Consider the following 23,791-nt stretch of genomic DNA (forward strand, 5'->3'; position numbering starts at 1 on the left):
CGGGGCTGTCTGATCGTTCGGATGGCTAACGCGGAACTGTCCTGACTTCTGTCAGGCAGACGGGATTCAATTGCGATTTCCCGTGCGGTCGAGTCGTTGCTAATCGCGCGAAGACCGCGTGGAACCGTATTCGGCAGGGCAGGCCGAGCGTGAACAAATGGAACTGGGCTGTATGACAGACGAAACTTGGGGGCAGGTGCAGGACGCACTTCTGAATTCGATCGGTGAGCACAACTACAAGACCTGGATAACGCCGTTGGACTTCCTCGATTGCGAGGATGGCGTGGCGCGCTTCAATGTGCCGACCAACTTTATCGGCAATTGGGTCAACCGGAACTATTCAGATCAGATCATCCGGCATCTACATTCGGTCGGTGCCAAGGTGCGTCGAGTCGAATTCAAGGTGGGCGGGCAGTCGCGTGTGGCTGACAGCAGTGTAAAGCCAAACCAGACGATATCGCAGGGTTCCCCACAGGCTAAGGCCGTCCCGGTGCCGCGCTCCGCTTCTGTTGCGGAGGCGACGGATGATGACGCTGTTGGCGGTGCGGTCCTGGACTCCCGCTTCACCTTCGACAGTTTCGTTGTCGGAAAGCCCAATGAGCTGGCCCACGCCGCCGCCCGCCGCGTCGCCGAGGGTGGGCCCGTAACTTTTAATCCGTTGTTTCTTTACGGGGGCGTCGGGCTGGGCAAAACTCACTTGATGCACGCCATTGCATGGCAGATGAAACATCGTGATCCAAACCTCCGCATCGTCTACCTGTCGGCCGAACAGTTCATGTATCGCTTCGTGCAGGCGCTGCGCGAAAAGCAGATGCTGGACTTCAAGCAGCTGTTTCGATCCGTGGATGTGCTGATGGTCGATGACGTGCAATTCATCGCCGGAAAAGACAGTACGCAAGACGAATTTTTCCACACCTTCAATGCGCTGGTGGATCAGCAGAAGCAGATCATCATTTCCGGAGACCGTGCGCCGGGCGAGATCAAGGACATGGAAGAGCGCATCAAGTCGCGTCTTCAATGCGGCCTGGTTGTCGATCTTCACCCGACTGACTACGAATTGCGGCTCGGTGTTCTCCAGCAAAAGGTCGAGCAGTACAGCCTGCAATATCCTGGGCTTCAGATCGCCGACGGTGTTCTGGAATTTCTGGCCCATCGCATTTCGACAAACGTGCGCGTGCTGGAAGGTGCGCTAATGCGCCTGTTTGCCATGGCATCGCTGGTCGGTCGTGAAATCTCGATGGAGATGACGCAAGACTGCCTGTCAGATGTTCTGCGTGCATCGGAGCGCAAGATCACCATCGAAGAAATTCAGCGCCGAGTGTCCGAGCATTACAACATCAGGCTCTCCGAAATGATCGGGCCGACCCGTGTTCGTACGATTGCCCGACCCCGCCAGATAGCAATGTATCTATGCAAGTCGCTGACGACGCGGTCCTTGCCGGAAATCGGGCGTCGCTTCGGCGGTCGCGATCACACGACGATTATGCATGGCGTCAAGCGGATTGACGAACTGCGCGTGAAGGACGGCCAAATCGCGGACGACATCGAATTGCTGCGCCGCAGCCTTGAAGCCTGAGTCAAACTCGCAACAATCCACGGAAACTGCGCAGAATCAGAACCTGACAAGCTGATAGGGGCTTGTCAGGTGGCTGAAATCCGCTAGCGTCGCAGTCCCTTCCAACGGAGGAAAAGGACATGAAGGTCAGTATCGAACGCGGCTCACTTCTCAAGGCCGTATCGCAAGCTCAATCGGTCGTGGAACGTCGCAATACGATCCCGATTCTGGCCAATGTCCTGATCGAGGCAGAAGGCGACACGCTGCGTTTCCGTGCGACGGATCTGGATATCGAGGTGATCGATGTTGCGCCTGCGCAGGTCACACAGGCTGGTGCCACGACGGTCAATGCCGTGATGTTCCACGAAATTACACGCAAACTGCCCGATGGCGCTTTGGTCCAACTGACGGCTGACGCCGTGTCCGGCCAGCTTCTTGTCGAGGCCGGGCGGTCACAGTTCAAGCTCGCCACGCTGCCGAAGGAAGACTTTCCGGCGATGGCAACCACGGAATATACTGCGAATTTTACCGCTCCAGCACCGACTTTGCGGCGCCTTTTCGACAAGTCGAAATTCGCGATCTCGACCGAAGAAACACGCTACTACCTGAACGGTGTTTACATGCATGTGGCCGAATCCGATGGGCAGCCAGTTCTTCGCTGTGTTGCCACCGATGGTCACCGACTGGCCCGTATTGATGCCGAACTGCCCGCCGGCGCCGAGGCCATGCCGGGCGTGATTGTTCCTCGCAAGACCGTGGGTGAACTGCGGAAGCTGCTTGATGATGACGACACTGAAATTGCAGTGTCGGTGTCTGAAACCAAGGTGCGGTTTGCGACGCCCGAAATCACGCTGACCTCCAAGGTCATTGATGGAACGTTCCCGGATTATACTCGCGTCATCCCGTCAGGCAATCCCAAGCGCCTGGAAGTCGATGCGGCTGATTTCGCCAAGGCGGTTGACCGCGTTGCCACCGTGTCGAGCGAACGCTCGCGCGCGGTGAAGTTGTCATTGGACGAAGACCGCCTGACCCTTTCCGTCAATGCGCCAGACAGCGGAGCGGCGGAAGAAGAGCTTGCCGTTGCATATGGCGACGAGAAGCTGGAGATAGGCTTCAACGCGAAATACCTTCTGGAGATTGCCAGCCAGGTAGATCGCGAGAACGCGGTGTTCATGTTCAATTCTTCCGGTGATCCGACGCTTATGCATGAAGGCAATGACCTGTCCGCGGTCTATGTCGTCATGCCGATGCGCGTATAATCGGTCGGGCCGAAGGGCCCGCCATGTCGCTTTCTATTCAGAAACTAGAGTTATCATACTTCCGATCGCATCGGAGGGCTTCGCTTGGCTTGGATGGCAGGCCTGTCGCCTTGTTTGGCGCGAATGGGGCAGGCAAGACCAACCTGATCGAAGCTGTGTCGCTGCTGTCCCCGGGGCGCGGGATGCGGCGGGCGCAGGCAACGGAATTAATGCGCCGGCCTGAAACGCTCGGTTGGAAGATATCGGCGCAAATCGCTGGCCCAACGGGCGTCCAGGAGATCGAGACGCGGGCAGAGGCCGGTGAACCGCGGCAGACGCGGATCAACGGAAAGCTTGTGCCCCAGACGCAGTTGGCACGGATTATACGAGTGCTGTGGCTGGTGCCCTCCATGGACCGGCTATGGATTGAAGGCGCCGAGGGGCGCCGCCGCTTTCTGGATCGCATCGCGTTGAGCTTTCGTCCAGATCATGCGGACGCGGCGCTGGCCTATGAAAAGGCGATGCGCGAAAGGAACCGTCTTCTGAAGGATCAGGTATCCGACGCGCGGTGGTATGATGCATTGGAGGCTCAGATGGCGAAAGCCGGTGAAGCGATTACGCTGAACCGGACCGACGCGATCGCGCGGCTGGCCAAGGCGCAGGCTGATGCGGAGACAGCGTTTCCCGTAGCGGAACTGGCGCTGCTCGGGCCGGATGGGGGTGACTATCCGTTGACCGAGCCTGATCTTCTGGCGGCATTCGCCGAGTCTCGCGCGGCTGATCTGCGGGCAGGACGTTCACTGGTTGGGCCGCATCGCGCAGATTTGTCGGCGGTGTATGCCGTGAAAGGCGTTCTTGCTGCGCAATCTTCCACTGGCGAGCAGAAGGCCCTTCTGATTTCCCTGATCCTCGCGAACTGCCGGGCGCTGGCCGAGGATCTCGGTGCTCCGCCGATCATCTTGCTGGACGAGGTCGCGGCGCACTTGGATGCGAACCGCCGCGCAGCACTGTATGACGAGATTTGCGCGCTAGGGGCTCAGGCTTTCATGACAGGCACCGGGGCGGAACTGTTCTCTGAACTCGGTGAACGTGCCCAGCATTTCTCGGTGACCGAGCAAAACGGCGAGTCTTCGGTTAAGGCCCACTGACAATTCTAGAGCGCGTTAAGGAGCTGTGCCGTTGGCCAGGCATCGGCGGGCAAGCCGAGGCGCTGTTGCTCCTTCTGCACTGCGTCCCGTGTCATCGCGCCAAGGATGCCATCGACGCCACCCACATCATGACCACGCGCTTGCAGTTTCTGTTGAAGTTGCTGAACCTGCTGTCCCGAGAAGGCGGGCGATGGGTTGCCTGCATCGAATATGGGCGCGCCTTCCAGCCGCGTGGCGAAGTAGGCGGCGGTCGTGACATAGGTGAAGCTCTTGTTCCATTCGAAGAACACGCGAAAATTGGGATAGGCGAGGAAGGCAGGCCCGTTCCGCCCCATGGGCAACAGCAAAGACGCGGACATGTTGCCGGATGGCAGCCCGCTTGCCCGCGGGCGCACGCCTGCGTCGGCCCACTGGCTCACTGGAAGCTGTGTGCCGAGGCCAGACTTGCTCCAATCAAGGCTTGATGGAACCGTGACTTCCTGAAGCCAGGGCTCGTTGGGCCGCCAGCCCAGCCCACGCAGCATCCGTGCGCCAGAAGTCAACGCGTCAGGCGGCGAGGTTTTCAGGCTGACCTGGCCATCCCCATCCGCATCGACGCCGTTTCGCAGTATGTCTTCAGGCAGCATCTGTACCATGCCTATCTCGCCCGCCCAGGCGCCCGTGGTGCGGGCCGGGTCGAAATCGCCGCGCTGATAAAGCTCCAGTGCTGCGAAGACTTGGGGTCGGAAAAGCTCTGGACGGCGGCAGTCATGTGCAAGTGTCAAAAGCGCGTTGCGCGTGTTGAAATTGCCTTGGACCGCGCCGTAGTCCGTTTCCAGCCCCCAGAACGCCAATAAGACCCCTCGTGATACGCCGTACTCGCGTTCGATGCGGTCGAAGGTAGATTTCCATTTATGTGCGTTGGCGGCGCCCGTCTGAAGTCTGTTGGCGCTGATTAGTCGTCGGGCAAATTCGGTGAAGGAAAGCTGGAAAATACCTTGCGCGCGGTCCGCCCTGATGACGCTGCCGTCTTGCGCCGCGCCGCTCAGGAAACGGTCGATGGTTGCGGTATCATATCCGCGTTGAATAGCTTCGGACTTAATACCACCCAGGAAATCTGAAAAACCGCCCCCGCATTGGGCGGCCGCATTGCTCGTCGAAAGACAGGTGATCATAATGATCAGTAGCTTCATCTTCGCCTCCGTGTAAGCGTTAGCGGGTGTCGTCTTGAGAACAATATGACCTGACCATTTAGACAGGTAAGGGACTTGTTAACTGAGTGTTAGGGTGCAGGCTATCATAAGTATTAATCCCTAGTTACCCAATTAGGTGAGCTGAGAAACATTCAGATGTCTGTCCTCATCGTCGAAAGCAATCCTGAACTGGCGCGGCTTTGGCAGCGCCATCTGGAGCGCCAGGGACGTAAAGTCGTAACGGCACGTACCCAGCACGAAGCGATCAACATGTTGCAAAGCGAACATGTGTCGATCATCGTATTGGATGTGGTGCTGGAAGAGGGCAGTGCGCTGGCAGTGGCCGACTATGCCAGCTACCGCTACCCGGACGTGCGTGTCGTGTTTGTGTCGTCGAGCAATTTTTTCTCAGACGGGTCCATCTTCAACCATTCCGCAAATGCCTGCGCTTATATCCCGACAAGCGCACCGCCAGATGATCTGGCGGCGCTTGTCGATCACTACGAGGTGCATCTCTAGTCGCGCCCGTGTGGCTCATCCCAATCGATAATCGGATTGATGGGAATGATGCGGTTGGGGTTAATGGTTTCATGGCTGTAGTGGTAGTGGCGAACATAGTGCTCCGGATACACAGTGCTGCGGACATTTAGAAACTGGTATAGTTCTCGTGCGTAGGGCCACAGGTTGGCATAGTCGATCAGGCGCCGTCGATTGCATTTGAAGTGCAGGTGATACACCGGGTCGAAGCGCAGAAGCGTTGGCAGCAGCCGCCAATCGGCTTCAGTTATACGTTCGCCTGTCAGATACCGCTGACGTGACAGCAGATCCTCCAGCCAGTCCATCGTATCGAGCACCCCGTGCACAGCCTCGTCATAGGCCGATTGAGAGGTTGCAAAGCCTGCCTTGTAGACGCCGTTGTTGAACCCGTTGTAGACGCGTTCGTTCACGACTTCGATGTCCTGACGCAGGTCTTCGGGCCAATAGTCGTCCGTGTTGCCCGTGATCCCATCAAAGGCGGAGTTGAACATGCGGATGATCTCGCTCGATTCGTTCGACACGATCGTCCCGCGTTCCTTGTCCCACAGCACAGGGACGGTGACGCGCCCGCTGATGTCGGGCACGGCGTCGGTATAGACCTGCCGCAGGAAATCATGGCCTTTCAACATGTCGCCGGTCGCGCCGGGAAAGTCCGTGGAGAAGGTCCAGCCATCGGACAGCATGTCAGGATGCACGACGGAGATATCGATATGACCTTCAAGTTCTTTGATAGCGCGATAGATCAGCGTCCTGTGTGCCCAAGGGCATGCATAGGACACGTAGAGGTGATAACGTCCGCTTTCTGACTTGAAACCGCCTTCCCCGGATGGCCCCGCGCTGCCATCGGCTGTAACCCAGTTGCGGAAACCGGCGTTGGAGCGCACGAATTTGCCGCCCGTGGACTTGGTGTCGTACCAGTTGTCATGCCAGACACCGTCAATCAGCTGTCCCATGTCTTCCTCCATCAATTGCTTGCTTCAGATATAGGACAGCTGGGCCGCGATGTTGTTCCCTATTTCCGCGCAGGCCGTTCCGGACCTGCGCACAATGGGGCTATTGCAGATCGCTGAAGGCGTCTTGCAGGCGTTCGACAGCCATTTCGATATGTCTACGTGGCATGGCGATGTTGAAGCGCAGGAAGCTTTCGCCGCCTTGGCCAAACGTATCACCGTGGCTTGCGGCAATCTTGGCGTGTTTCTGGACGCGGTCGATCATTTCGGACATTGCCATTCCGGTTCCACTGAAATCCACCCATGACAGGTAGGTGCCTTCGAGGGGCATAGATGAAAGTCCGGGGATATGATTGATGCCAGCGTCGAACAGCTTGCGGTTCGCGTCGAGATATTCGACCAGTTCATCTACCCAGGCAGCACCTTCCGGCGTGTATGCAGCTGTCACCATATTGAGCCCGAAAGCGTTGGGAGACAGCCCCAAGGCGCTCATCCTGGCGGCAAGCCGTTTGCGAAGCTCGGGACATTCGATGATCACATTGCCGACGTCGCTGCCGGCAATGTTGAACGTCTTGGTGGCCGCCGTCATCATGATCAGCCGCTCGGTCATTTGCGGATCGACGGTCGACATGGGAACGTGCTTGTTGTCGGGGTACACCAGATCATGGTGAATTTCGTCGCTGATCAGAAGCAGATCGTGACGCTTGCAGAAATCGGCCACCTGCTGCAGTTCATCCCGTGTCCAGACGCGCCCGCCGGGATTATGGGGTGAGCACAGGATCACCATCTTCGTGCGATCCGTCACTTGAGCATCGTAGGCGCTGAAATCCATCTCGTAGCGTCCGGCATTATTCACGAGCTCGCATTGTAAAACCTCGCGTCCAGACGCGCGGATCACGCGATGGAAGGCGTGGTAGACCGGCGTGAAAAGGACAATCTCATCGCCCGGATCGGTGTAGGTGTCGAGGCAGAGCGCCACGCCGTTAACCAAACCATGAGACGTGAATATCCAGTCGGGATCGATCATCCATCCGTGCCGGGTGTCCATCCACCACTTGATCGCGCTACGATAGGCGGCATCGCTGCCATAATACCCGTAGACGCCGTGATCGACCATGTCCTGTACAGCTTGGCCCACACCTTTCGGCGGGCGAAAGTCCATATCAGCGACCCACATGGCCAACCCGTCTTCGGGCGAAACGCCATAGAGCGTCTCCATCTTGTCCCATTTGGAACAATGCGTGCGGCGGCGGTCGATTAACTCGTCGAAACTCATGGACTTATCTCCGGCTATTGTGTCAGGCAAGCTAGTCATCATGCGGGCGGGCGCAAGACCAAGCGGCTATTCGCAATTGCGAAATGGCGAGTGATTGCCTAAATGGCTTGCCATGAGCATTCGACCGATCTTGATCCATCCCGACCCACGCCTGAAGAAGGTTGCAGACCCCGTTGCGGATATCTCCGACGAGCTGCGCGCGCTGTCCGATGACATGCTGGCAACCATGTACAACGCGCCAGGTATCGGGCTGGCCGCGCCGCAGATCGGCGTTATGAAGCGTGTGATCGTTCTGGATTGCGAGAAGGAAGAAGGGACGGAACCCAAGCCCTTGGTCATGTTCAACCCAGAGATCATTGCGTCCAGCGATGAGCAAAGCACCTATGAGGAAGGTTGCCTGTCCATCCCCGAAATCTATGCCGAGGTCACGCGCCCGAAGCTGGTGACCGCGCGTTGGATTGACCGGGACGGCAATGAACAGCAGCAAGAATTCGACGAGCTGTGGGCAACCTGCGTGCAGCATGAGATCGACCATCTAGATGGCAAGCTGTTCATCGACTATCTCAAGCCACTCAAGCGCCAGATGATCACGCGCAAGATGACCAAGCTGAAGCGCGACCGAGCGCGTGAGGCAAGCTGATCCGATGGCGGCGGCGCAGGGCTATACCCCCCGTGATTTCGCGCCGCTTGATCCGTGGGAACTGGGCGGTGTCAGTTTCAAGGTCTATTCCATCGCGCTTCAGGGCAGTCACCGGACATTGTCTCTGGAGGTCGCGGCCAGGGATTTTGTTGTCGAAACGCTGCCGGACCTGATCGCACGCGAAGGCGATGCTAAGGGTGTCGGATACATCATCTTGCATGAAGGCGAAGACGCGAACTGGCTGTTGATGCACTGGTGGGCGCATGGCGAGATTTGTTGCCAGTCACTCGCAAGTGCCGACAAGGGCAGCGTGGTGTTCCGTTCGCTCGACGTTCGGCCGCTGATGGCGTGTGTGTGGGAATTGCAGATCATCAACTTTGAGACCCACGCCTTTATCGACACGATGCTGGTGCGCGGAGAAACAGCGGATGCCTATCTTGCCACGCAGCTTTCCGAGGGGCGCTACTGAATGACTGTTCGAGCTTTCGTGATGTGGCCAGATCGCCGGTTACGTATCCCGTGTGCCGATGTCGACAAGATTGACGACGAGGTGCGCCGGGTCTGGGCTGACATGATCGAAACGATGGATGCGATGCCGGGCTACGGCCTGGCGGCTTGCCAGATCGGGATCATGCGTCGATTGGCTGTCGTTGATTGCTCGGAGGAGCGCGGCAAGGCCGTGCTGATGGCGAACCCCGAGGTGCTTCATGCCTCCGTTCAGCCACGCGCGCATGAAGAGGCAAGTCCCAACCTGCCCGGTATCGCCGCCAAGATCGATCGCCCCCGTGCTGTGACAGTGCGGTTCCTGAACGAGGCGGGGGAAGTTGAAGACCGGGATTTCGTGGGGCTTTGGGCGACGTCCGTGCAGCATCAGATCGATCATCTGTCAGGAAAGATGTATTTCGACCATCTTAGCCGCATGAAGCGGCAGATGTTGCTGAAGAAAGCCGACAAACTGCGGAGATGAGCATGCGTGTGGTTTTCATGGGAACGCCCCATTTTTCCGTGCCGGTGCTGGACGCGCTGGTTGAAGCCGGGCACGAGGTGGCCGCCGTCTATTGTCAGCCGCCCCGACCGGCCGGACGGGGCAAGAAAGATCGCCCTTCGCCTGTGCAAGCCCGCGCCGAAGCCCTCGGGTTGAAGGTTCGTCACCCTGTCTCGCTGCGCAATGATGAGGCGCAAGCGGAGTTTGTGGCGCTAAGGGCGGATGTGGCCGTCGTGGTCGCATATGGGCTGATTCTTCCGCAGCCAATCCTCGATGCACCTAGCCACGGTTGTCTGAACATCCATGCCTCGCTCCTGCCGCGTTGGCGAGGGGCGGCACCGATCCATCGTGCGATCATGGATGGGGACGCCGAAACAGGTGTGTGTATCATGCAGATGGAAGCCGGGCTTGACACCGGGCCCGTGCTGCTGCGCAAGGCGACACCGATTGGCGCGGACGAAACCACGGCGATGCTGCATGATCGCCTGTCCGCGATGGGCGCGCGCATGATCGTCGAGGCCTTGTCGCGCTTGATAGAACTGACGCCGCAGCCGCAACCCGACAACGGCGTGACCTATGCCAAGAAGATCGACAAGGCCGAGGCGCGGATCGACTGGACGCGCCCTGCATCCGAGGTTGATCGGCTGATCAGGGGGCTTTCGCCATTTCCCGGCGCGTGGTGTGAGATTGATGGAGAGCGGGTCAAGCTGCTTCGGTCGCGATTGACCGATGGGGTCGGATCGCCGGGAGAGGTCCTGTCCGGTTTTACCATTGCATGTGGCGAAAGTGCGGTCGAGATCACCGAGGCACAGCGGCAGGGCAAACGACCCATGAATGCCGAAGACATCCTGCGTGGCGTGCAACTTCCTGACCGGCTGGACTAACCCTTGTTGCGGGGTGGCCGTGGCTTGTAGACGGGGATGCGCCAACCAAACGCAAGCGATCCGCCGCGCAACAGAAAACATACCACGGTGCACGCCACCAGCGGCAACCACGGACTGGGATGTAGTTCTGCCATGACAACAGATGCGATCGCACCTGCAAGCGCTGCGGTGACATAGATCTCGCCGGTTTTCAGGGCCAGCGGCACTTCATTGCAGACCACGTCGCGCATCAACCCGCCCATGCAACCTGTGATCACACCCATCAGCAGCACGATATAGGTTGGCTCATCCATGCTTTGGGCGGCGGCGATACCTGCTGAAACCGCCACGGAAAGTGCCAGTGCGTCGATCCAAAGCAGCACCTGATACCGATGTTCAAGAAGATGGGCAGAAAAAAAGACGATGATCGAGGCCAATGTTGCAACGAACATGTAACTCGGAGCGTCCAGCCAGAAAACAGGATGACGGTTCAACAGTACATCCCGGACAGTTCCCCCGCCAACCGCAGTCAGGCAGGCAATAAAAACAAAGCCCACGATGTCGAGTTGTGCGCGCGATGCCACCAACGCACCGGACACCGCGAAGACCAGAACGGCGGCGAGATCCAGTGCGACCGGCGGGTTCATCCGGCCTTCTTTCGTTCAGGCTTGAAGGGTTTCATGCCTGCACGGGCCAGCGCATCGGCACGTTCGTTTTCAGGATGCCCCGCGTGACCCTTGACCCATTCCCATGTGATCTCGTGGCGCTTGCAAGCTTCATCCAGCCGCCGCCACAGGTCTTCGTTCTTTACGGGCTTCTTCGTCGATGTCTTCCAGCCATTCTTCTTCCAACCGAACATCCACTGCGTGATCCCGCCCTTCACATAGGCGCTGTCTGTCACAACGGTGATCGTGCTGGGGCGCTCCAGCGCTTCCAGCGCGTTGATCGCTGCCAGCAGTTCCATGCGGTTGTTTGTCGTTTCCGCCTCGCCGCCGCAAAGCTCGCGCTCGCGGAGCACCTTGTCGCCGTTCTTTGCGATCAGCAGCGCTCCCCACCCGCCAGGGCCGGGGTTTCCGCTGCATGCGCCGTCTGTGTAGGCGTAAAGCGCTGGCATCAGGCGGGCATCCGCAACACGCGCGGCACCTTGAATTCGATGTTTTCCTGTGCGGTTTCGACCATCTCGGTTGTTACGTTATATCTTGCGCGGAAGGCGTCCACGACTTCCGTCACCAATTCTTCGGGGGCGGATGCGCCGGCTGTGATGGCGATGCTGCGGATTCCGTCGAGTGCCCGCCAGTCGATGTCGTCCGCGCGTTGCACCAGTTGGGCATAATTGCAGCCGGCTTTGGCTCCCACATCCACGAGCCGCATGGAGTTGGACGAATTGGGTGCGCCCACAACCAGCAGTGCGTCAGATTTCGGCGCGACGGCTTTCACGGCCTCCTGCCTGTTGGTGGTAGCGTAGCAGATATCTTCCTTATGCGGTCCAACAATGTTGGGAAAGCGTGATTTCAGAGCGGCGACGATCTCTACCGTGTCATCAACGGACAGGGTGGTCTGCGTAACAAAAGCCAGCTTCTCTGGATCGCGCGGAGTCAGCGTTGCGACATCGGCGACTGTTTCAACCAGCAGAACCCCGCCGTCAGGGAGCTGCCCCATTGTGCCGATGGTCTCGGGATGGCCTGCATGTCCAATCATGACGATCTGCAGATTGTTGTCGTGGTGGCGCGCGGCCTCCATGTGGACTTTGGATACCAGCGGACAGGTCGCGTCGACATATATCATGTCGCGGCGGTTGGCCTCGGCAGGCACGGATTTCGGAACGCCATGAGCCGAGAAGATCACGGGGCGATCCTCCGGGCATTCTTCGAGTTCCTCGACGAACACCGCACCTTTGGCGCGTAACCCGTCCACGACATACCGATTATGCACTATTTCATGGCGTACATAGACGGGAGCGCCCCACTTCTCCAGTGCCATTTCCACGATCTTGATCGCGCGGTCCACGCCGGCGCAGAAACCACGCGGGGCGGCTAGATACAGGGTCAGGTCAGGTTTGGTCATGCTGGGCTCACGATTCATTGCCTCCACCTAGTGCGAATGACGAGGAATTGTCACCCTCTAGCGCAAGAAATTGAAGGTTTCAGCCCGCCACAGCCGCTGTCAGCCACGCCAGAATGATGTAGCGCCCGATTTTTGCAGTGGAAACCAGTGCCAGGAAGACGGCTGGTCGGGTTCGCATCACCCCGGCAACCACGGTGAGCGCATCACCGAACGGCGCCCAGGATAGCAATAGGGTCCAGACACCATAGCGAGAATACCAGCGCTGAGCGCGCGCAAGCTGCGTCTCCGTCACGGGAAACCAGCGTCGGTCCTTGAAATGCTCCAACGCCAACCCGAGCGCGTAGTTGACACCTGACCCCGCGATGTTGCCGATGCTGGCCGCTATGATCAGAGCCAAGACCGACAGGCTGGCCTGCAACTGAAGCGCAACGAACAGGACTTCGGACTGGAAGGGAAGAATTGTGGCGGCACCGAAGGCCACGACGCTTAGCAGGAGTAATGCTAAAAAGTCTGACTCTGGTAGGAGCGTCTCGATGGCCGGGCCTTTCGGCTGGGTGGGATCGGGCGCGACGAAAGCCGCCGCGCCGCCAACCGCTTATGCAGAGGTTTCCTCGGTCTGATGTTGGCGAGGCTTCGCGGGCTCACCATCGCGATCTTCGCGCGGGGGGCGACCGATGACTTCACGCAGTTCGTCCAGCTCGATGAAATTATCGGCCTGACGGCGCAGCTCATCTGAGATCATCGGCGGCTGCGACCGGATGGTAGATACAACAGAGACGCGCACACCCTTGCGCTGAAGGGCTTCGATCAGCGGGCGGAAGTCGCCGTCACCGGAAAACAACACAATGTGATCGAGATGCGGGGCAAGTTCCATGGCATCGACCGTCAGTTCGATGTCCATGTTGCCTTTGACCTTCCGGCGGCCTTGCGCGTCAATGTATTCCTTTGCAGGCTTCGTGACCATGTTGAACCCGTTGTAATGCAACCAGTCAACAAGCGGACGAATCGGAGAATACTCATCATTCTCAAGCAGTGCAGTGTAATAGAACGCGCGCAAAAGTTTACCGCGACGCATGAATTCTTGACGCAGCAGTTTGTAATCAATGTCGAAGCCGAGTGCCTTGGCTGCCGCGTAAAGGTTGGAACCATCGATGAACAGCGCCAGCCGTTCGTCGCGATAAAACATGTAGCTATTCCCTTATCGTTTTTGCCGCGCCGACGGTATAAAGCTGGTCTCGCATAGCGCAACATTTACATGCATAGGTATACAAAATTGCGGGCCTCGCAAGTGAGTTTACACAAATTTGAAACATTGGCTCTCGTATCACTTGGCGGGAACCTTTCATCTGGCGAATTGTCGCCTATACAGAGTTTACAAGATGCGGCCCATCAGCTTGATTGTTTCCCTTTCCGGATCAAACAATCAAGCCCTGTATTCGCAACACCCTGCTTTCCGGCTGGCGCTGGTCCTGACTATGTGAACGCTGCCGTGGCCATCTCGGCACCTTTGAAGCCTGCGGAGCTTCTGGTCGCACTGTCGGAGATCGAGCAGGAGCACGGGCGTGAACGAAAGCGACGTTGGGGCGCACGTACGTTGGACCTGGATTTGCTGGCTGTAGGCAGTGTCGTTTTACCTGATCGTCCCACATTCGAACATTGGCGCAATCTACCGCTTAATCGACAGCAATTGGAAACTCCGACAGATCTGGTGCTGCCTCACCCGCGCATTCAGGATCGGGGTTTCGTCTTGGTCCCGCTTGCTCGTATCGCGCCCGACTGGCGACATCCCGTGTTGGACAGGACGGTTCAGCAGATGCTTGACGACTTGCCGCGTTCCGCGCTGGAGGGGATTCGCGAGTTGCCGGAGGCCCTAATTTAATGATTAAATGAAACTAAGCGGCCCTTGTGGTTCCCCTGTGGATGCTATAGAGGTCTCCCCTCCGTTTTTAGGCCTAAGGGAACGAATCATGGCACGCGTCACAGTCGAAGATTGCGTAGACAAAGTCCCGAACCGTTTCGAGCTTGTTATGCTCGCATCGCACCGTGCGCGTGAAATCGCCACAGGTGCCCCGCTTACCGTGGATCGCGACAACGACAAAAACCCGGTCGTCAGTCTGCGTGAGATCGCCGAGGAAACACAATCCGCCGACGATCTGCGAGAACGGCTGATTGAAAGCTATCAGACTCAGATCGAGGTAGACGAACCCGAAGACGATCAGATGTCGCTGCTCATGGGTGTCGAAGCCGACAAGCCCGCTGAAGACGACATGTCCGAGGAAAAGTTGCTACGTGCGCTCATGGAAGCGCAGGGGCAGAAGTAATCATCTGAGGCCGGACGCGGGATGGAACAGCTTATCCCGATCAACGAGCTTGTTGCCCGCGTCCGGCACTACAACCCGCGCACCGATGAAGACAAGCTTCGCCGCGCATATGGCTATGCCAAGCAGGTGCATAGCGGGCAGAAGCGTCGCTCGGGCGAGCCCTATTTCACGCATCCCGTTGCCGTAGCATCCCTTCTGGCCGAACAGCGGCTGGACGATGCCACGATCATCACCGCGATCCTGCACGACACGGTGGAGGATACCGACGCTACCTATTCCGACATTGCTGAACAATTCGGCACCGAAATCGCGGAGCTGGTAGATGGCGTCACCAAGCTGACCAACCTGCAGCTTTCCTCGACCGAGACCAAGCAGGCTGAAAACTTCCGCAAGTTGTTCATGGCGATGTCGAAGGATCTGCGGGTGATCCTCGTGAAGCTGTTTGACCGGCTACACAACATGCGCACGATCAAGTCGCTTCCACAGGAAAAGCAGGTCCGTAAGGCACGCGAAACCATGGATATCTATGCGCCGCTCGCCGGTCGGATGGGTATGCAGTGGATGCGCGACGAGCTCGAAGATCTGTCGTTTCAGGTCCTTAACCCTGAAGGGCGTATTTCGATCATGCGCCGTTTCGTCAAGCTTCAGGGCGAGGCGGGGGATGTGATCGGCCGGATTAAGGACGACATAGAGCGCGAGATGGGATCGGAAGACATCCCATGCGAGGTGATTGGGCGGGCCAAGAAGCCCTATTCGATCTGGCGCAAGATGGAACAGAAGGATGTTGGCTTCTCGCGGTTGTCCGATATCTATGGTTTTCGGATTATCACCGAAACCCATATGGATTGTTACAAGGCGCTTGGCGCGATCCATCGGCGATGGCGATCCGTACCCAGCCGGTTCAAGGACTATATCAGCCAGCCCAAGCAGAACGGGTATCGTTCGCTCCACACCACTGTGTTGGGGCGTGACGGCAAGCGAGTCGAGGTGCAGATCCGCACCCGTCAGATGCATGAAGTTGCCGAAGCGGGTGTTGCGGCGCACTGGGCCTACAAGGATGGAGAGCGGTCGGAAAACCCCTTTGCCGTTGACCCGGCCGCCTGGATCGCAGGTCTGACGGAGCGGTTCGAAGCCAACGCCGATGATGACGATGATTTCTTGGAAACCGTCAAGTTGGAGATGTACCCCGACAAGGTCTTCTGCTTCACGCCGAAGGGCGAGGTCATCAAGTTGCCGCGCGGTGCAACGCCGCTGGACTTCGCCTTTGCGATTCACACGCGGATCGGTGAGGCATGCGTCGGCGCAAAAGTGGATGGTCGCCGCGTGCCGCTTTGGACCCAGTTGAGAAACGGCCAATCGGTCTTCATCATTACCGCCGAAGGCCAGCGGCCGCAGGCCACATGGATGGACATTGCCGTTACCGGCCGGGCAAAATCGGCGATCAGGCGCAGTCTGCGGCACGACAACCGCGCGCGCTTTGTTAAGCTGGGCCAAGAACTGGCGCGCGTGGCGTTTGAGCAGATCGACAAGAAGGCGACGGACAAGGCGCTTCGCACGGCGGCCAAGCAGTTGGGGCTGGGACGTGACAGCGAGGAGTTGCTGGCGCGGCTGGGCAGTGGAGAACTGCCGGCGCGTCGCGTCGTGGAAACGCTCTATCCCGAGCTTGCGGATCGTAAGGGTGATGAGATTGACGCCAAACGCTCTGTTCTTGGCCTCGAAGCAGGTCAGGGATGGGAACGCGGTCAATGCTGCCAGCCGGTTCCGGGGGAGCGAATCGTCGGCATCACGACACCGGGTCATGGCGTCGTCGTGCATGCCATCGACTGCAACACGCTGGTCGAGTTTGACGCCCAGCCCGACCGGTGGATCGACCTGCATTGGCACAGCGGCCCGCATCCTGCGGTCAATACCGTGGGAATTGATCTGACCATCACCAATGACGCTGGTGTTTTGGGACGAATCTGCACATTGATAGGGGAGCAGAAGGCCAATATCTCGAACCTGACCTTCAAGGACCGCAAGCCGGACTACTTCCGCGTGTTGGTAGAGGTGGATCTTCGGGATGCAGAGCATTTGCATCGGGTGATGACGGCGCTAGAGGCTGAAAGCAACGTCGCTGCGATTTCGCGTTACCGCGCGGGTCGGTCGGCCTCTGGACGGAACGAGTAAACGTACGAGGAACGAGGCCTTGGTTTTCAAGCGCCGCAATAAGCGCAGCTATCTTCAGATTGCTCAGGATACGGTCTACCCCCGCGGCGGATGGGGTCGGGCGTTTAGTTATCTGGGCTACCGTGTGCGGCGCCTTCCTGATCAGCCACACCGTATCGCGCGCGGTGTAGCGGCAGGCGTTTTCGTGTCGTTTTCACCGCTTTTCGGGTTGCATTTCATTTATGCTGGGCTAATCGCTCTGTTGCTTCGGGGCAATGTCATTGCGGCCATGGTTGCAACCTTCGTGGGCAATCCGATTACCTTCCCCTTCATTGCCGCGGTGTCGATCTATGTCGGTGAGCACGTGCTCGGGCTGGAAACCACGGTTCCGATGTCACAGATTTTCGGCGCCACATCACATGCCTTTGGCGAGGTTTGGGTGAACCTGACCAACATCCTGACCGGACAACCAACGCACTGGGAACGGCTGAAGGTTTTTTTCACGGGCGTTTTTCTGCCTTACTACATAGGCGGGCTGATCCCTGGCGTGATTGCGGGGGCGGTGAGCTATTACCTGACCTGCCCAATTGTCGAGGCCTATCAAAAGCGTCGTGCCAAGATGCTGCGCGAAAGGCTGCAGGCGCGCTTGAAAGCAAAGCTTGCCCATGACAAGGCACTGACGACCGAATAGCTTGGCGCCCGTTGACAGGAAGGAGACAGCCATGACCGACCGTGACCTGCGCCTTGGCGTGAATATCGACCATGTTGCCACGGTCCGGAATGCGCGTGGTAGTGCCTATCCCGACCCGCTTCGTGCGGCGAAACTGGCCGAGCAGGCGGGTGCGGACGGGATCACGGCGCATTTGCGCGAAGACCGTCGCCATATCCAGGACGAAGACATCGAGCATCTGGTTGCCTCGCTGACCGTCCCGCTCAATTTCGAGATGGCCGCGACGGAAGAGATGCAGGCAATTGCGCTTCGGCATCGGCCTAACGCGGTATGTATCGTGCCCGAAAAGCGGGAAGAGCGGACAACCGAGGGTGGTCTGGAGGTGATCAGGGATGCCAATCGTCTGACAGATTTCATTGCGCCGCTGACAGATGCAGGGTGTCGCGTGTCACTGTTTATTGCAGCGGATGAGGCACAAGTCGAGGCCTCTCAACGTGTGGGTGCGAAGGTGGTTGAGCTTCATACCGGTGCCTATTGCGATCTGCACTATGAGGGCAAATTCGACGAACGCGATGCGGAGCTTGAACGGCTTCGTAAAATGTCGGCTTTCGCCCATTCGCTAGGGCTGGAGGTTCATGCCGGTCACGGGTTGACGTTCGAGACGGTGGCCCCTGTTGCGGCAATACCGGAGGTCCGCGAGTTGAACATCGGGCACTTCCTTGTTGCCGAGTCGATCTTTTTGGGGTTGGACGGTGTGATACATGAAATGCGCCGCCTAATGGATGAGGCACGGCAGTCAGCAGCGCCTGTTGCTCCAGCATGATGCGTTGCCTCGTCGCTTTCACATCATTGGTTACGATAGGCACCGCTTCCGCAGACCCGGTTCTTCGCAGCTGCGATCGGCCAGAGGCAAATGCCCGGTACGTGTCGCTGCCATGGCAGGAGGCCGTGAAAGTCTATGAGGACGGGGCCATACGCTTCATTGCTCTGTCTACCGGCGATCCTGCCTGTTGTGGCGCGCATCTGATGGTTCTGTTTCCGGACGCGCCTGAAAACCTTGAGCAGTCATGCTATCTGGTCTCCGCGGATGAAGAAGGCAAGGGCTTTGGTACGGTCACGTTCAAGGATGCCGATCCGACCCTCACGCCCAATGGCATTTTCACCATGCATCTGAAGCCTGAAGTCCACGATGGCCAGACCTTCCGCAAAAGCGATCTGGCGATCCAGATCAATATGAATGACTGGTCGGTGAGCCTGGAATGATCCTTGGTATCGGCACTGATCTGGCGAATATCGACCGTATCGCTGACACTCTGAACCGTTTCGGCGACCGGTTTCGCAACAGGGTGTTCACCGAAACCGAACAACGCAAGGCCGAACGCCGCGCAGATGTGGCAGGAACCTATGCGAAGCGGTGGGCCGCAAAAGAGGCATGTTCCAAGGCGCTCGGGACCGGATTGCGAATGGGTATCGCTTGGAAGGACATGGCGGTCAGCAACCTGCATACCGGACAACCCGTTATGGAGGTTACTGGTTGGGCTGCCGAGAGGCTTCGAGAAATGACTCCACCAGATCACGAGGCAATCATCCACGTCACGCTGACAGATGACCATCCTTGGGCGCAGGCATTTGTCATCATCGAGGCACGACCCAAGGGCGCGGCTTGACACGACCGTGTGTCATCCGCATGAAACGGCAATCAATTATCAGGCAGGATTTTTCATGGCGAGCAAGGCAGACAAGGACGGCGGGATCGTCGAGACCGTCAAGACGATCGTTTACGCGCTGCTGATCGCGGGCATCTTCCGGACGCTGTTCTTCCAGCCCTTCTGGATTCCGTCGGGGTCAATGAAAGACACGCTTCTGATCGGGGATTTCCTGTTCGTGAACAAGATGGCTTATGGCTATTCGCAGTATTCCTGCCCATTCGGAGTGTGCGGCTTCGTGGATGGGCGCATCATGGGGTCCATGCCCGAACGTGGCGATGTCGTCGTCTTTCGTCATCCGGTAAACGGGTCGGATTTCATCAAGCGGTTGATCGGCCTGCCAGGTGACCGCGTTCAGATGAAAGACGGCGTGCTCTACATCAATGACGAAGCGGTAAAGACTGAACCGGGCGGTGTTTTTGAGGAAACTTACGAAAAACAAGGTCCTGTCGGTGGAGAGCCGCAGTGCGAGAACGCGCCGGTTGGTTTCGGTGGCCTGTGTGAAAAGACCCGCACTTATGAAACACTGCCCAACGGTGTGCGTCATTCGACGCTGAACATCCGCGACAGCGGTGCCGACAACACTCCGGTCTATACCGTGCCAGAGGGACACTTCTTCTTCATGGGTGACAACCGCGATAATTCCAACGATAGCCGCTTCCCGCAGGCTGCACGCGGCGTCGGTATGGTGCCGTTCGAAAACCTGATCGGGCGCGCGGATCGTGTGATGTTCTCGTCCGCTGGCCGGTCGATCTTCTTCTTCTGGACGTGGCGCGCCGATCGTTTCTTCAAAAAGATCGAGTGATCCGACATGGCTCTTTCTGCGGAACTCAAGACGTTTTCGAACCGGATCGGATATGATTTTTCCGATCCGGAATTGCTACGGCGCGCGCTGACCCATTCTTCAATGTCCAGTGCGACCCGGACGGATAATCAACGGTTGGAGTTTCTGGGCGACCGGGTGCTCGGCTTGGTGATGTCCGAGGCGCTTCTGAAAGCCGACGGAAAAGCCACGGAGGGGCAGTTGGCGCCACGGTTCAATGCGCTGGTCCGTAAGGAGACCTGCGCGGACGTTGCGCGCGGTGTCGATCTCGGGCAGGTGCTGAAGCTCGGGCGGTCCGAGATGATGTCCGGCGGTCGTCGCAAGGAAGCGCTACTCGGCGACGCGATGGAGGCGACGATCGCGGCGGTCTATCTGGATGGCGGGCTTGAAGCTGCGCGCGAGATGATCCTGCGGCTCTGGGGGGAGCGCCTTCATACGGTCAAGGCGGACGCCCGCGATTCCAAGACAGCCCTGCAGGAGTGGGCGCAGGCGCGTCGGCAGTCTCCGCCACGCTATGAGGAAGTCGCGCGTTCCGGCCCCGATCATGCGCCGGAATTTACCATCCGTGTGACGCTGGATAGCGGCCAATCGGAAACGGCGCAGGCCAAGTCCAAACGTCAGGCTGAACAGGCTGCTGCTGCGGCGCTTCTCGCTCAGGTTAAAACCTAGCCCACTCCGCGAGGCGTCCCACCCTTTTGCCGGGCAGTCGCGCGCCATAGTTTTCGCCGCGCACCATCGGGCTCCAAGTGCCGGTAGCAGCCGCCAGAGAATTTTGGCCAGTCGATCGCGCACCCACGGCGCACCATCTCGGCACTTAAGTCGCGCCCATCGGGCAAGAAGCACTGCGCCACTTTCCGGTCATGGGACAACTCGCCGGTTGTCACGGCCGTCACGCGTTGTCCTTTGCAGAGGGTCACCAGCTCCCATTTCGCTTTCTTGCCCCAAGGGTGATCTATTTCGGGCGCGTCGATACCGAAAAGACGGATGCGGGTTTTCTCGATCACAACAGTGTCGCCGTCGATGACATAGCAGTTGCCGCAAATTTTTTGGGGTTCTTGGGGGCGCCCCGACACGACCGCGCGGGTCCGTATATCAACAGCCGTTGCGTTTCGCAGGGGCCTGTTGGATTTGGACTCGAACAGGTGAAACAATAGGCGTAAGAACTTCAACTTCTTAAACTTCGAATCTGGATGCTTAAAACTGTTATGTATTCTGGATTCATATACCCATTTTTGAAAGCGTAATCGCATTGGCGTTACGTTAGGCCGGAGTGAACATGACACAGCGAGCAGGTTTCGTCGCGCTGATCGGGGAGCCCAATGCGGGCAAATCCACGCTTCTGAACCGTATGGTCGGAGCGAAGGTGTCCATTGTGACACACAAGGTGCAGACGACCCGAGCGCGTATCCGAGGCGTCGCGATGGAAGGCGAGGCGCAGATCGTCTTCGTGGACACGCCGGGCTTGTTCCGACCGCGCAGGCGGCTTGACCGAGCAATGGTCGCTGCGGCGTGGGGCGGCGCGGCGGATGCCGATGTCGTTGTGTTGCTGATCGAAGCGCATCGCGGCGTCACGGAAGGTGTTGAGACGATCCTGGAAGCTCTGGAAGAGCGGGCGACCGGGCAGACCGTTGCGCTGGCCATCAACAAGATCGACCGGGTGGAGGCCAAGCAGCTTCTGGCGCTTACGAAACAGCTCAATGATCGGTACGCATTTGCCAAGACGTTCATGATCTCGGCGGAGAAGGGCTACGGTGTCGACGATCTGCGCGAATGGCTGGCGCAGGAATTGCCGGAGGGTCCGTGGCTTTATCCCGAAGACCAGATAGCGGATTTGCCGATGCGGATGATTGCGGCGGAGATCACGCGTGAAAAGCTGACGCTGCGTCTGCATCAGGAACTTCCCTATCAGTTGACTGTCGAAACCGAGAAATGGGAAGATCGCAAGGACGGTTCTGCGCGTATTGACCAGACAGTCTATGTCGCGCGTGACGGGCATAAGGGCATCGTTCTCGGGAACAAGGGCGAGACGATCAAGGCGGTCGGCAAGGCGGCGCGCGAGGAGCTGGAAGAATTCCTCGACCGCCGCGTGCATCTTTTCTTGCAGGTCAAGGTTCGCCCCAATTGGCTGGAAGAAGCCGAACGCTATTCCGAGATGGGGCTGGATTTCCGCGACGGCGCGGAATGAGCAGACTTGCCGCCGGTATTTGGGTGCAGGCCTATTTGACACGGCTGCAACTTGAAAACATCCCAGCCTATGTGCTGGCCAAAGGCGACGCGACGGCCGGCGCGGTCATGGTCAAGGTGGCGACGTTGGACGGGCAGGCGGCTCTGCATCAGCGCAGTTTCGATCTGATGACGGGCGAACGGCGCTGGATGGTCATGGCCGATGGCTCCGAGGCAGACGTGGACGAGGTCATTGTCCGTCAGCGCAAGATGGATCCTGATTTGTGGGTGATCGAGGTCGAAAGCCGCGAGGGGCGGCACCTGCTGGATGAACCGGGCCTGTCGGATTGATCGCCTACTTCCCATCGCAGGCCAGGGCGATTAGGTTCATGTGATGGAATGGCGGGATCAAGGAGCATTGCTGGCCGTGCGCCGACACGGGGAAAGCTCTGCAATCGTCGAGATATTCGCGCAAGATCATGGCCGCTATGCGGGTGTCGTGCGAGGTGGCACCAGCCGCAAGATTGCGCCCATCCTTCAGCCCGGCGCACAGCTTGATGTCACATGGCGCGCGCGTCTCGATGAACACATCGGGCATTTCACGGTCGAGCCAGTCCGCAGTCGTGCGGCGGGTGTCATGACGGACCGCCTCGCGCTCGCGGGGTTGAACGCGCTGTGCGGCTTGCTGGCCTATGCCCTGCCCGAACGTGCGAGCTATCCCGATCTATATCGAAAGTCGGTCACCCTGCTGGATCTGTTGTCGCTGACCGATAGCTGGCCCTTGGCGTATCTGCAGTGGGAAATGCTGTTGCTGGATCAGATGGGGTTCGGGCTGAACCTGTCGCGTTGCGCCGTTACGGGCAGGACGGATGGGCTCGTCTATGTCTCGCCGCGTACGGGCCGCGCGGTTTCCGCCGAAGGGGCGGGTGATTGGGCCGATCGCCTGCTGTCTTTGCCGCCCTGTCTGCTAGGACAAGGTGATGCGAGCAATCATGAAATTGCCTTGGCCTTGCGCACGACGGGGTATTTCCTGGAAAGAAACTTGCCGCCCCGCTGGGAAAACCAGCCCTTCCCGATGGCGCGGCAAAGGCTGGTCGATCTATTGGCACGCTACTCCGACGCAGGCACGAACAGCATCTGAGATCCGTCCGCATTGCGCAGGATCAGCCCGGTATCGGTCTGTTCAAGTGACGTCATCGTGGCGAGAGCGTCGAGGAACTGCTGCTCACCTTCCATGTTCAGACACGCCATCTTGGTCGATATCATCGCGCCGATTTCGAACGCGTCGGGCGTGCCGGTGACGGGGCCGCTATAGGTGTTGCAGACGGCTTTTCCGGAAATCCGTCCGTCTTCGGCGAATGTGAGCGTGGCTTCTTTGTCGAAGGTGTCGCCATTCATTTCGGTTAGCTGCCACGTCACCCCGCTTTCGGGAAAGCTCGCGTCAACGGGTTCAGGCGGGAGCGTGGATGCGTTGGCCATGAGAATTGGTAATGTCAGAAACAGGGGGCTCAAGCTGTGGTCCCTTCATAGAT

30 protein-coding genes are annotated in these 23,791 nt (G+C 58.5%); 20 read left to right on the forward strand and 10 right to left on the reverse strand.

Features of this window, described 5'->3' with window-relative positions; translation table 11 throughout:
* The first annotated feature begins 172 nt into the window (after positions 1 to 172).
* The 3 genes from dnaA to recF all read left to right on the forward strand — a co-directional run bounded on the left by dnaA (position 173) and on the right by recF (position 3,941).
* Positions 173 to 1,576: a chromosomal replication initiator protein DnaA gene (gene dnaA / locus FPZ52_RS00005; protein ID WP_240804437.1), complete on the forward strand. Its 1,404-nt coding sequence runs from the start codon at positions 173 to 175 to the stop codon at positions 1,574 to 1,576.
* Positions 1,577 to 1,695: 119 nt separating this feature from the next.
* Positions 1,696 to 2,814, forward strand: coding sequence for a DNA polymerase III subunit beta (gene dnaN, locus FPZ52_RS00010; RefSeq protein ID WP_146362536.1), 1,119 nt, complete (start codon positions 1,696 to 1,698; stop codon positions 2,812 to 2,814).
* A gap of 23 nt (positions 2,815 to 2,837) precedes the next feature.
* Positions 2,838 to 3,941 carry a DNA replication/repair protein RecF gene (gene recF / locus FPZ52_RS00015; protein WP_146362538.1) on the forward strand — a complete coding sequence of 368 codons (1,104 nt, stop codon included), beginning with the start codon at positions 2,838 to 2,840 and terminating at the stop codon, positions 3,939 to 3,941.
* Between the two features lie 5 nt (positions 3,942 to 3,946).
* Here the strand turns inward: recF and FPZ52_RS00020 are convergent, their stop codons facing one another.
* A complete protein-coding gene (locus FPZ52_RS00020; protein WP_146362541.1) occupies positions 3,947 to 5,113 on the reverse strand; it encodes a lytic murein transglycosylase in 1,167 nt (388 codons plus the stop codon).
* A gap of 156 nt (positions 5,114 to 5,269) precedes the next feature.
* Between FPZ52_RS00020 and FPZ52_RS00025 the strand changes: the two genes are divergently transcribed.
* On the forward strand, positions 5,270 to 5,632 hold the full coding sequence (locus FPZ52_RS00025; RefSeq protein WP_146362543.1) for a response regulator transcription factor: 363 nt from the start codon (positions 5,270 to 5,272) through the stop codon (positions 5,630 to 5,632).
* On the opposite strand, the gene FPZ52_RS00030 is transcribed toward FPZ52_RS00025, so the two are convergent.
* Both FPZ52_RS00030 and FPZ52_RS00035 read right to left on the reverse strand, forming a co-directional pair.
* Complete coding sequence (locus FPZ52_RS00030; protein ID WP_146362545.1) at positions 5,629 to 6,603, reverse strand: glutathione S-transferase family protein; 975 nt, start codon at positions 6,601 to 6,603, stop codon at positions 5,629 to 5,631. The genes FPZ52_RS00025 and FPZ52_RS00030 overlap by 4 nt on opposite strands.
* A gap of 100 nt (positions 6,604 to 6,703) precedes the next feature.
* Complete coding sequence (locus FPZ52_RS00035; protein WP_146362547.1) at positions 6,704 to 7,876, reverse strand: MalY/PatB family protein; 1,173 nt, start codon at positions 7,874 to 7,876, stop codon at positions 6,704 to 6,706.
* A 112-nt stretch (positions 7,877 to 7,988) separates the two neighbouring features.
* Between FPZ52_RS00035 and def (FPZ52_RS00040) the strand changes: the two genes are divergently transcribed.
* The 4 genes from def (FPZ52_RS00040) to fmt are packed head-to-tail and all read left to right on the forward strand — an operon-like array spanning position 7,989 to position 10,385.
* The gene (gene def / locus FPZ52_RS00040) at positions 7,989 to 8,516 is read left to right on the forward strand and encodes a peptide deformylase (RefSeq protein WP_146362549.1); all 528 of its coding nucleotides are present in this window, start codon (positions 7,989 to 7,991) and stop codon (positions 8,514 to 8,516) included.
* Positions 8,503 to 8,985 (forward strand): hypothetical protein, encoded by a 483-nt coding sequence (locus FPZ52_RS00045; protein WP_146362551.1) that lies wholly within the window; start codon positions 8,503 to 8,505, stop codon positions 8,983 to 8,985. Before def (FPZ52_RS00040) ends, FPZ52_RS00045 begins: the two co-directional genes overlap by 14 nt.
* A complete protein-coding gene (gene def, locus FPZ52_RS00050) occupies positions 8,986 to 9,483 on the forward strand; it encodes a peptide deformylase (protein ID WP_146362553.1) in 498 nt (165 codons plus the stop codon).
* Between the two features lie 2 nt (positions 9,484 to 9,485).
* Positions 9,486 to 10,385 carry a methionyl-tRNA formyltransferase gene (gene fmt, locus FPZ52_RS00055; RefSeq protein WP_146362555.1) on the forward strand — a complete coding sequence of 300 codons (900 nt, stop codon included), beginning with the start codon at positions 9,486 to 9,488 and terminating at the stop codon, positions 10,383 to 10,385.
* Here fmt and FPZ52_RS00060 read toward each other — a convergent pair.
* The 5 genes from FPZ52_RS00060 to FPZ52_RS00080 all read right to left on the reverse strand — a co-directional run bounded on the left by FPZ52_RS00060 (position 10,382) and on the right by FPZ52_RS00080 (position 13,614).
* Complete coding sequence (locus tag FPZ52_RS00060) at positions 10,382 to 11,011, reverse strand: trimeric intracellular cation channel family protein (RefSeq protein ID WP_146362557.1); 630 nt, start codon at positions 11,009 to 11,011, stop codon at positions 10,382 to 10,384. The two genes, fmt and FPZ52_RS00060, sit on opposite strands and share 4 nt — an antisense overlap.
* Entirely contained in the window at positions 11,008 to 11,478 is a 471-nt protein-coding gene (gene rnhA / locus FPZ52_RS00065) for a ribonuclease HI (protein WP_146362559.1), read from the reverse strand. Before rnhA ends, FPZ52_RS00060 begins: the two co-directional genes overlap by 4 nt.
* Positions 11,478 to 12,428, reverse strand: a complete 951-nt coding sequence (gene ispH / locus FPZ52_RS00070) for a 4-hydroxy-3-methylbut-2-enyl diphosphate reductase (protein ID WP_146362561.1) — start codon at positions 12,426 to 12,428, stop codon at positions 11,478 to 11,480. The genes rnhA and ispH overlap by 1 nt, the downstream gene beginning before the upstream one ends.
* Before the next feature lie 79 nt (positions 12,429 to 12,507).
* On the reverse strand, positions 12,508 to 12,909 hold the full coding sequence (locus FPZ52_RS00075; RefSeq protein WP_338052789.1) for a YqaA family protein: 402 nt from the start codon (positions 12,907 to 12,909) through the stop codon (positions 12,508 to 12,510).
* Between the two features lie 114 nt (positions 12,910 to 13,023).
* Complete coding sequence (locus FPZ52_RS00080) at positions 13,024 to 13,614, reverse strand: LabA-like NYN domain-containing protein (RefSeq protein WP_146362565.1); 591 nt, start codon at positions 13,612 to 13,614, stop codon at positions 13,024 to 13,026.
* 69 nt (positions 13,615 to 13,683) lie between these two features.
* On the opposite strand from FPZ52_RS00080, the gene folK reads away from it, so the two are divergent.
* The 9 genes from folK (at position 13,684) to rnc (ending at position 20,765) form a co-directional block, all read left to right on the forward strand.
* A complete protein-coding gene (folK, locus tag FPZ52_RS00085) occupies positions 13,684 to 14,307 on the forward strand; it encodes a 2-amino-4-hydroxy-6-hydroxymethyldihydropteridine diphosphokinase (RefSeq protein ID WP_146362567.1) in 624 nt (207 codons plus the stop codon).
* An 88-nt stretch (positions 14,308 to 14,395) separates the two neighbouring features.
* Positions 14,396 to 14,749, forward strand: a complete 354-nt coding sequence (gene rpoZ, locus FPZ52_RS00090; RefSeq protein WP_146362569.1) for a DNA-directed RNA polymerase subunit omega — start codon at positions 14,396 to 14,398, stop codon at positions 14,747 to 14,749.
* A 21-nt stretch (positions 14,750 to 14,770) separates the two neighbouring features.
* The gene (locus tag FPZ52_RS00095) at positions 14,771 to 16,918 is read left to right on the forward strand and encodes a RelA/SpoT family protein (protein ID WP_146362571.1); all 2,148 of its coding nucleotides are present in this window, start codon (positions 14,771 to 14,773) and stop codon (positions 16,916 to 16,918) included.
* A gap of 19 nt (positions 16,919 to 16,937) precedes the next feature.
* Positions 16,938 to 17,588, forward strand: coding sequence for a DUF2062 domain-containing protein (locus tag FPZ52_RS00100; RefSeq protein WP_146362573.1), 651 nt, complete (start codon positions 16,938 to 16,940; stop codon positions 17,586 to 17,588).
* A 31-nt stretch (positions 17,589 to 17,619) separates the two neighbouring features.
* Positions 17,620 to 18,390 carry a pyridoxine 5'-phosphate synthase gene (locus tag FPZ52_RS00105; RefSeq protein ID WP_146362575.1) on the forward strand — a complete coding sequence of 257 codons (771 nt, stop codon included), beginning with the start codon at positions 17,620 to 17,622 and terminating at the stop codon, positions 18,388 to 18,390.
* 125 nt (positions 18,391 to 18,515) lie between these two features.
* On the forward strand, positions 18,516 to 18,830 hold the full coding sequence (locus FPZ52_RS00110) for a hypothetical protein (protein WP_146362577.1): 315 nt from the start codon (positions 18,516 to 18,518) through the stop codon (positions 18,828 to 18,830).
* Positions 18,827 to 19,234 (forward strand): holo-ACP synthase, encoded by a 408-nt coding sequence (gene acpS / locus FPZ52_RS00115; protein WP_146362579.1) that lies wholly within the window; start codon positions 18,827 to 18,829, stop codon positions 19,232 to 19,234. Before FPZ52_RS00110 ends, acpS begins: the two co-directional genes overlap by 4 nt.
* 55 nt (positions 19,235 to 19,289) lie before the next feature.
* Positions 19,290 to 20,078, forward strand: coding sequence for a signal peptidase I (gene lepB / locus FPZ52_RS00120; RefSeq protein WP_146362581.1), 789 nt, complete (start codon positions 19,290 to 19,292; stop codon positions 20,076 to 20,078).
* A gap of 6 nt (positions 20,079 to 20,084) precedes the next feature.
* Positions 20,085 to 20,765 (forward strand): ribonuclease III, encoded by a 681-nt coding sequence (gene rnc, locus FPZ52_RS00125; protein ID WP_146362583.1) that lies wholly within the window; start codon positions 20,085 to 20,087, stop codon positions 20,763 to 20,765.
* Here rnc and FPZ52_RS19075 read toward each other — a convergent pair.
* A complete protein-coding gene (locus FPZ52_RS19075) occupies positions 20,762 to 21,100 on the reverse strand; it encodes a thermonuclease family protein (RefSeq protein ID WP_240804362.1) in 339 nt (112 codons plus the stop codon). The genes rnc and FPZ52_RS19075 overlap by 4 nt on opposite strands.
* Before the next feature lie 272 nt (positions 21,101 to 21,372).
* Here FPZ52_RS19075 and era point away from each other — a divergent pair, with 272 nt between their 5' ends.
* From era to recO, 3 genes are read left to right on the forward strand one after another with little or no spacing between them, the layout of a single operon-like run.
* The gene (gene era, locus FPZ52_RS00135) at positions 21,373 to 22,281 is read left to right on the forward strand and encodes a GTPase Era (protein WP_146362585.1); all 909 of its coding nucleotides are present in this window, start codon (positions 21,373 to 21,375) and stop codon (positions 22,279 to 22,281) included.
* Positions 22,278 to 22,610 carry a DUF1491 family protein gene (locus FPZ52_RS00140; RefSeq protein ID WP_146362587.1) on the forward strand — a complete coding sequence of 111 codons (333 nt, stop codon included), beginning with the start codon at positions 22,278 to 22,280 and terminating at the stop codon, positions 22,608 to 22,610. The genes era and FPZ52_RS00140 overlap by 4 nt, the downstream gene beginning before the upstream one ends.
* Positions 22,611 to 22,653: 43 nt before the next feature.
* Positions 22,654 to 23,400 carry a DNA repair protein RecO gene (recO, locus tag FPZ52_RS00145; RefSeq protein ID WP_146362589.1) on the forward strand — a complete coding sequence of 249 codons (747 nt, stop codon included), beginning with the start codon at positions 22,654 to 22,656 and terminating at the stop codon, positions 23,398 to 23,400.
* Here the strand turns inward: recO and FPZ52_RS00150 are convergent.
* Positions 23,370 to 23,771, reverse strand: a complete 402-nt coding sequence (locus FPZ52_RS00150) for an META domain-containing protein (protein WP_146362591.1) — start codon at positions 23,769 to 23,771, stop codon at positions 23,370 to 23,372. The genes recO and FPZ52_RS00150 overlap by 31 nt on opposite strands.
* Positions 23,772 to 23,791 lie beyond the last annotated feature (20 nt).

The sequence above is a fragment of the Qingshengfaniella alkalisoli genome (assembly GCF_007855645.1).
GTDB lineage: Bacteria > Pseudomonadota > Alphaproteobacteria > Rhodobacterales > Rhodobacteraceae > Qingshengfaniella > Qingshengfaniella alkalisoli.

Coding starts and splice junctions, on each gene's coding strand:
- lepB (WP_146362581.1), top strand. CDS start 19,290: ATGGCGAGCAAGGCAGACAAGGACGGCGGGATCGTCGAGACCGTCAAG.
- FPZ52_RS00105 (WP_146362575.1), top strand. CDS start 17,620: ATGACCGACCGTGACCTGCGCCTTGGCGTGAATATCGACCATGTTGCC.
- FPZ52_RS00025 (WP_146362543.1), top strand. CDS start 5,270: ATGTCTGTCCTCATCGTCGAAAGCAATCCTGAACTGGCGCGGCTTTGG.
- ispH (WP_146362561.1), bottom strand. CDS start 12,428: ATGACCAAACCTGACCTGACCCTGTATCTAGCCGCCCCGCGTGGTTTC.
- def (WP_146362553.1), top strand. CDS start 8,986: ATGACTGTTCGAGCTTTCGTGATGTGGCCAGATCGCCGGTTACGTATC.
- dnaN (WP_146362536.1), top strand. CDS start 1,696: ATGAAGGTCAGTATCGAACGCGGCTCACTTCTCAAGGCCGTATCGCAA.
- era (WP_146362585.1), top strand. CDS start 21,373: ATGACACAGCGAGCAGGTTTCGTCGCGCTGATCGGGGAGCCCAATGCG.
- FPZ52_RS00060 (WP_146362557.1), bottom strand. CDS start 11,011: ATGAACCCGCCGGTCGCACTGGATCTCGCCGCCGTTCTGGTCTTCGCG.
- FPZ52_RS00035 (WP_146362547.1), bottom strand. CDS start 7,876: ATGAGTTTCGACGAGTTAATCGACCGCCGCCGCACGCATTGTTCCAAA.
- FPZ52_RS00080 (WP_146362565.1), bottom strand. CDS start 13,614: ATGTTTTATCGCGACGAACGGCTGGCGCTGTTCATCGATGGTTCCAAC.
- FPZ52_RS00140 (WP_146362587.1), top strand. CDS start 22,278: ATGAGCAGACTTGCCGCCGGTATTTGGGTGCAGGCCTATTTGACACGG.
- acpS (WP_146362579.1), top strand. CDS start 18,827: ATGATCCTTGGTATCGGCACTGATCTGGCGAATATCGACCGTATCGCT.
- recO (WP_146362589.1), top strand. CDS start 22,654: ATGGAATGGCGGGATCAAGGAGCATTGCTGGCCGTGCGCCGACACGGG.
- FPZ52_RS00020 (WP_146362541.1), bottom strand. CDS start 5,113: ATGAAGCTACTGATCATTATGATCACCTGTCTTTCGACGAGCAATGCG.
- FPZ52_RS00030 (WP_146362545.1), bottom strand. CDS start 6,603: ATGGGACAGCTGATTGACGGTGTCTGGCATGACAACTGGTACGACACC.
- FPZ52_RS00095 (WP_146362571.1), top strand. CDS start 14,771: ATGGAACAGCTTATCCCGATCAACGAGCTTGTTGCCCGCGTCCGGCAC.
- recF (WP_146362538.1), top strand. CDS start 2,838: ATGTCGCTTTCTATTCAGAAACTAGAGTTATCATACTTCCGATCGCAT.
- fmt (WP_146362555.1), top strand. CDS start 9,486: ATGCGTGTGGTTTTCATGGGAACGCCCCATTTTTCCGTGCCGGTGCTG.
- folK (WP_146362567.1), top strand. CDS start 13,684: ATGCATAGGTATACAAAATTGCGGGCCTCGCAAGTGAGTTTACACAAA.
- def (WP_146362549.1), top strand. CDS start 7,989: ATGAGCATTCGACCGATCTTGATCCATCCCGACCCACGCCTGAAGAAG.
- dnaA (WP_240804437.1), top strand. CDS start 173: ATGACAGACGAAACTTGGGGGCAGGTGCAGGACGCACTTCTGAATTCG.
- rpoZ (WP_146362569.1), top strand. CDS start 14,396: ATGGCACGCGTCACAGTCGAAGATTGCGTAGACAAAGTCCCGAACCGT.
- rnhA (WP_146362559.1), bottom strand. CDS start 11,478: ATGCCAGCGCTTTACGCCTACACAGACGGCGCATGCAGCGGAAACCCC.
- rnc (WP_146362583.1), top strand. CDS start 20,085: ATGGCTCTTTCTGCGGAACTCAAGACGTTTTCGAACCGGATCGGATAT.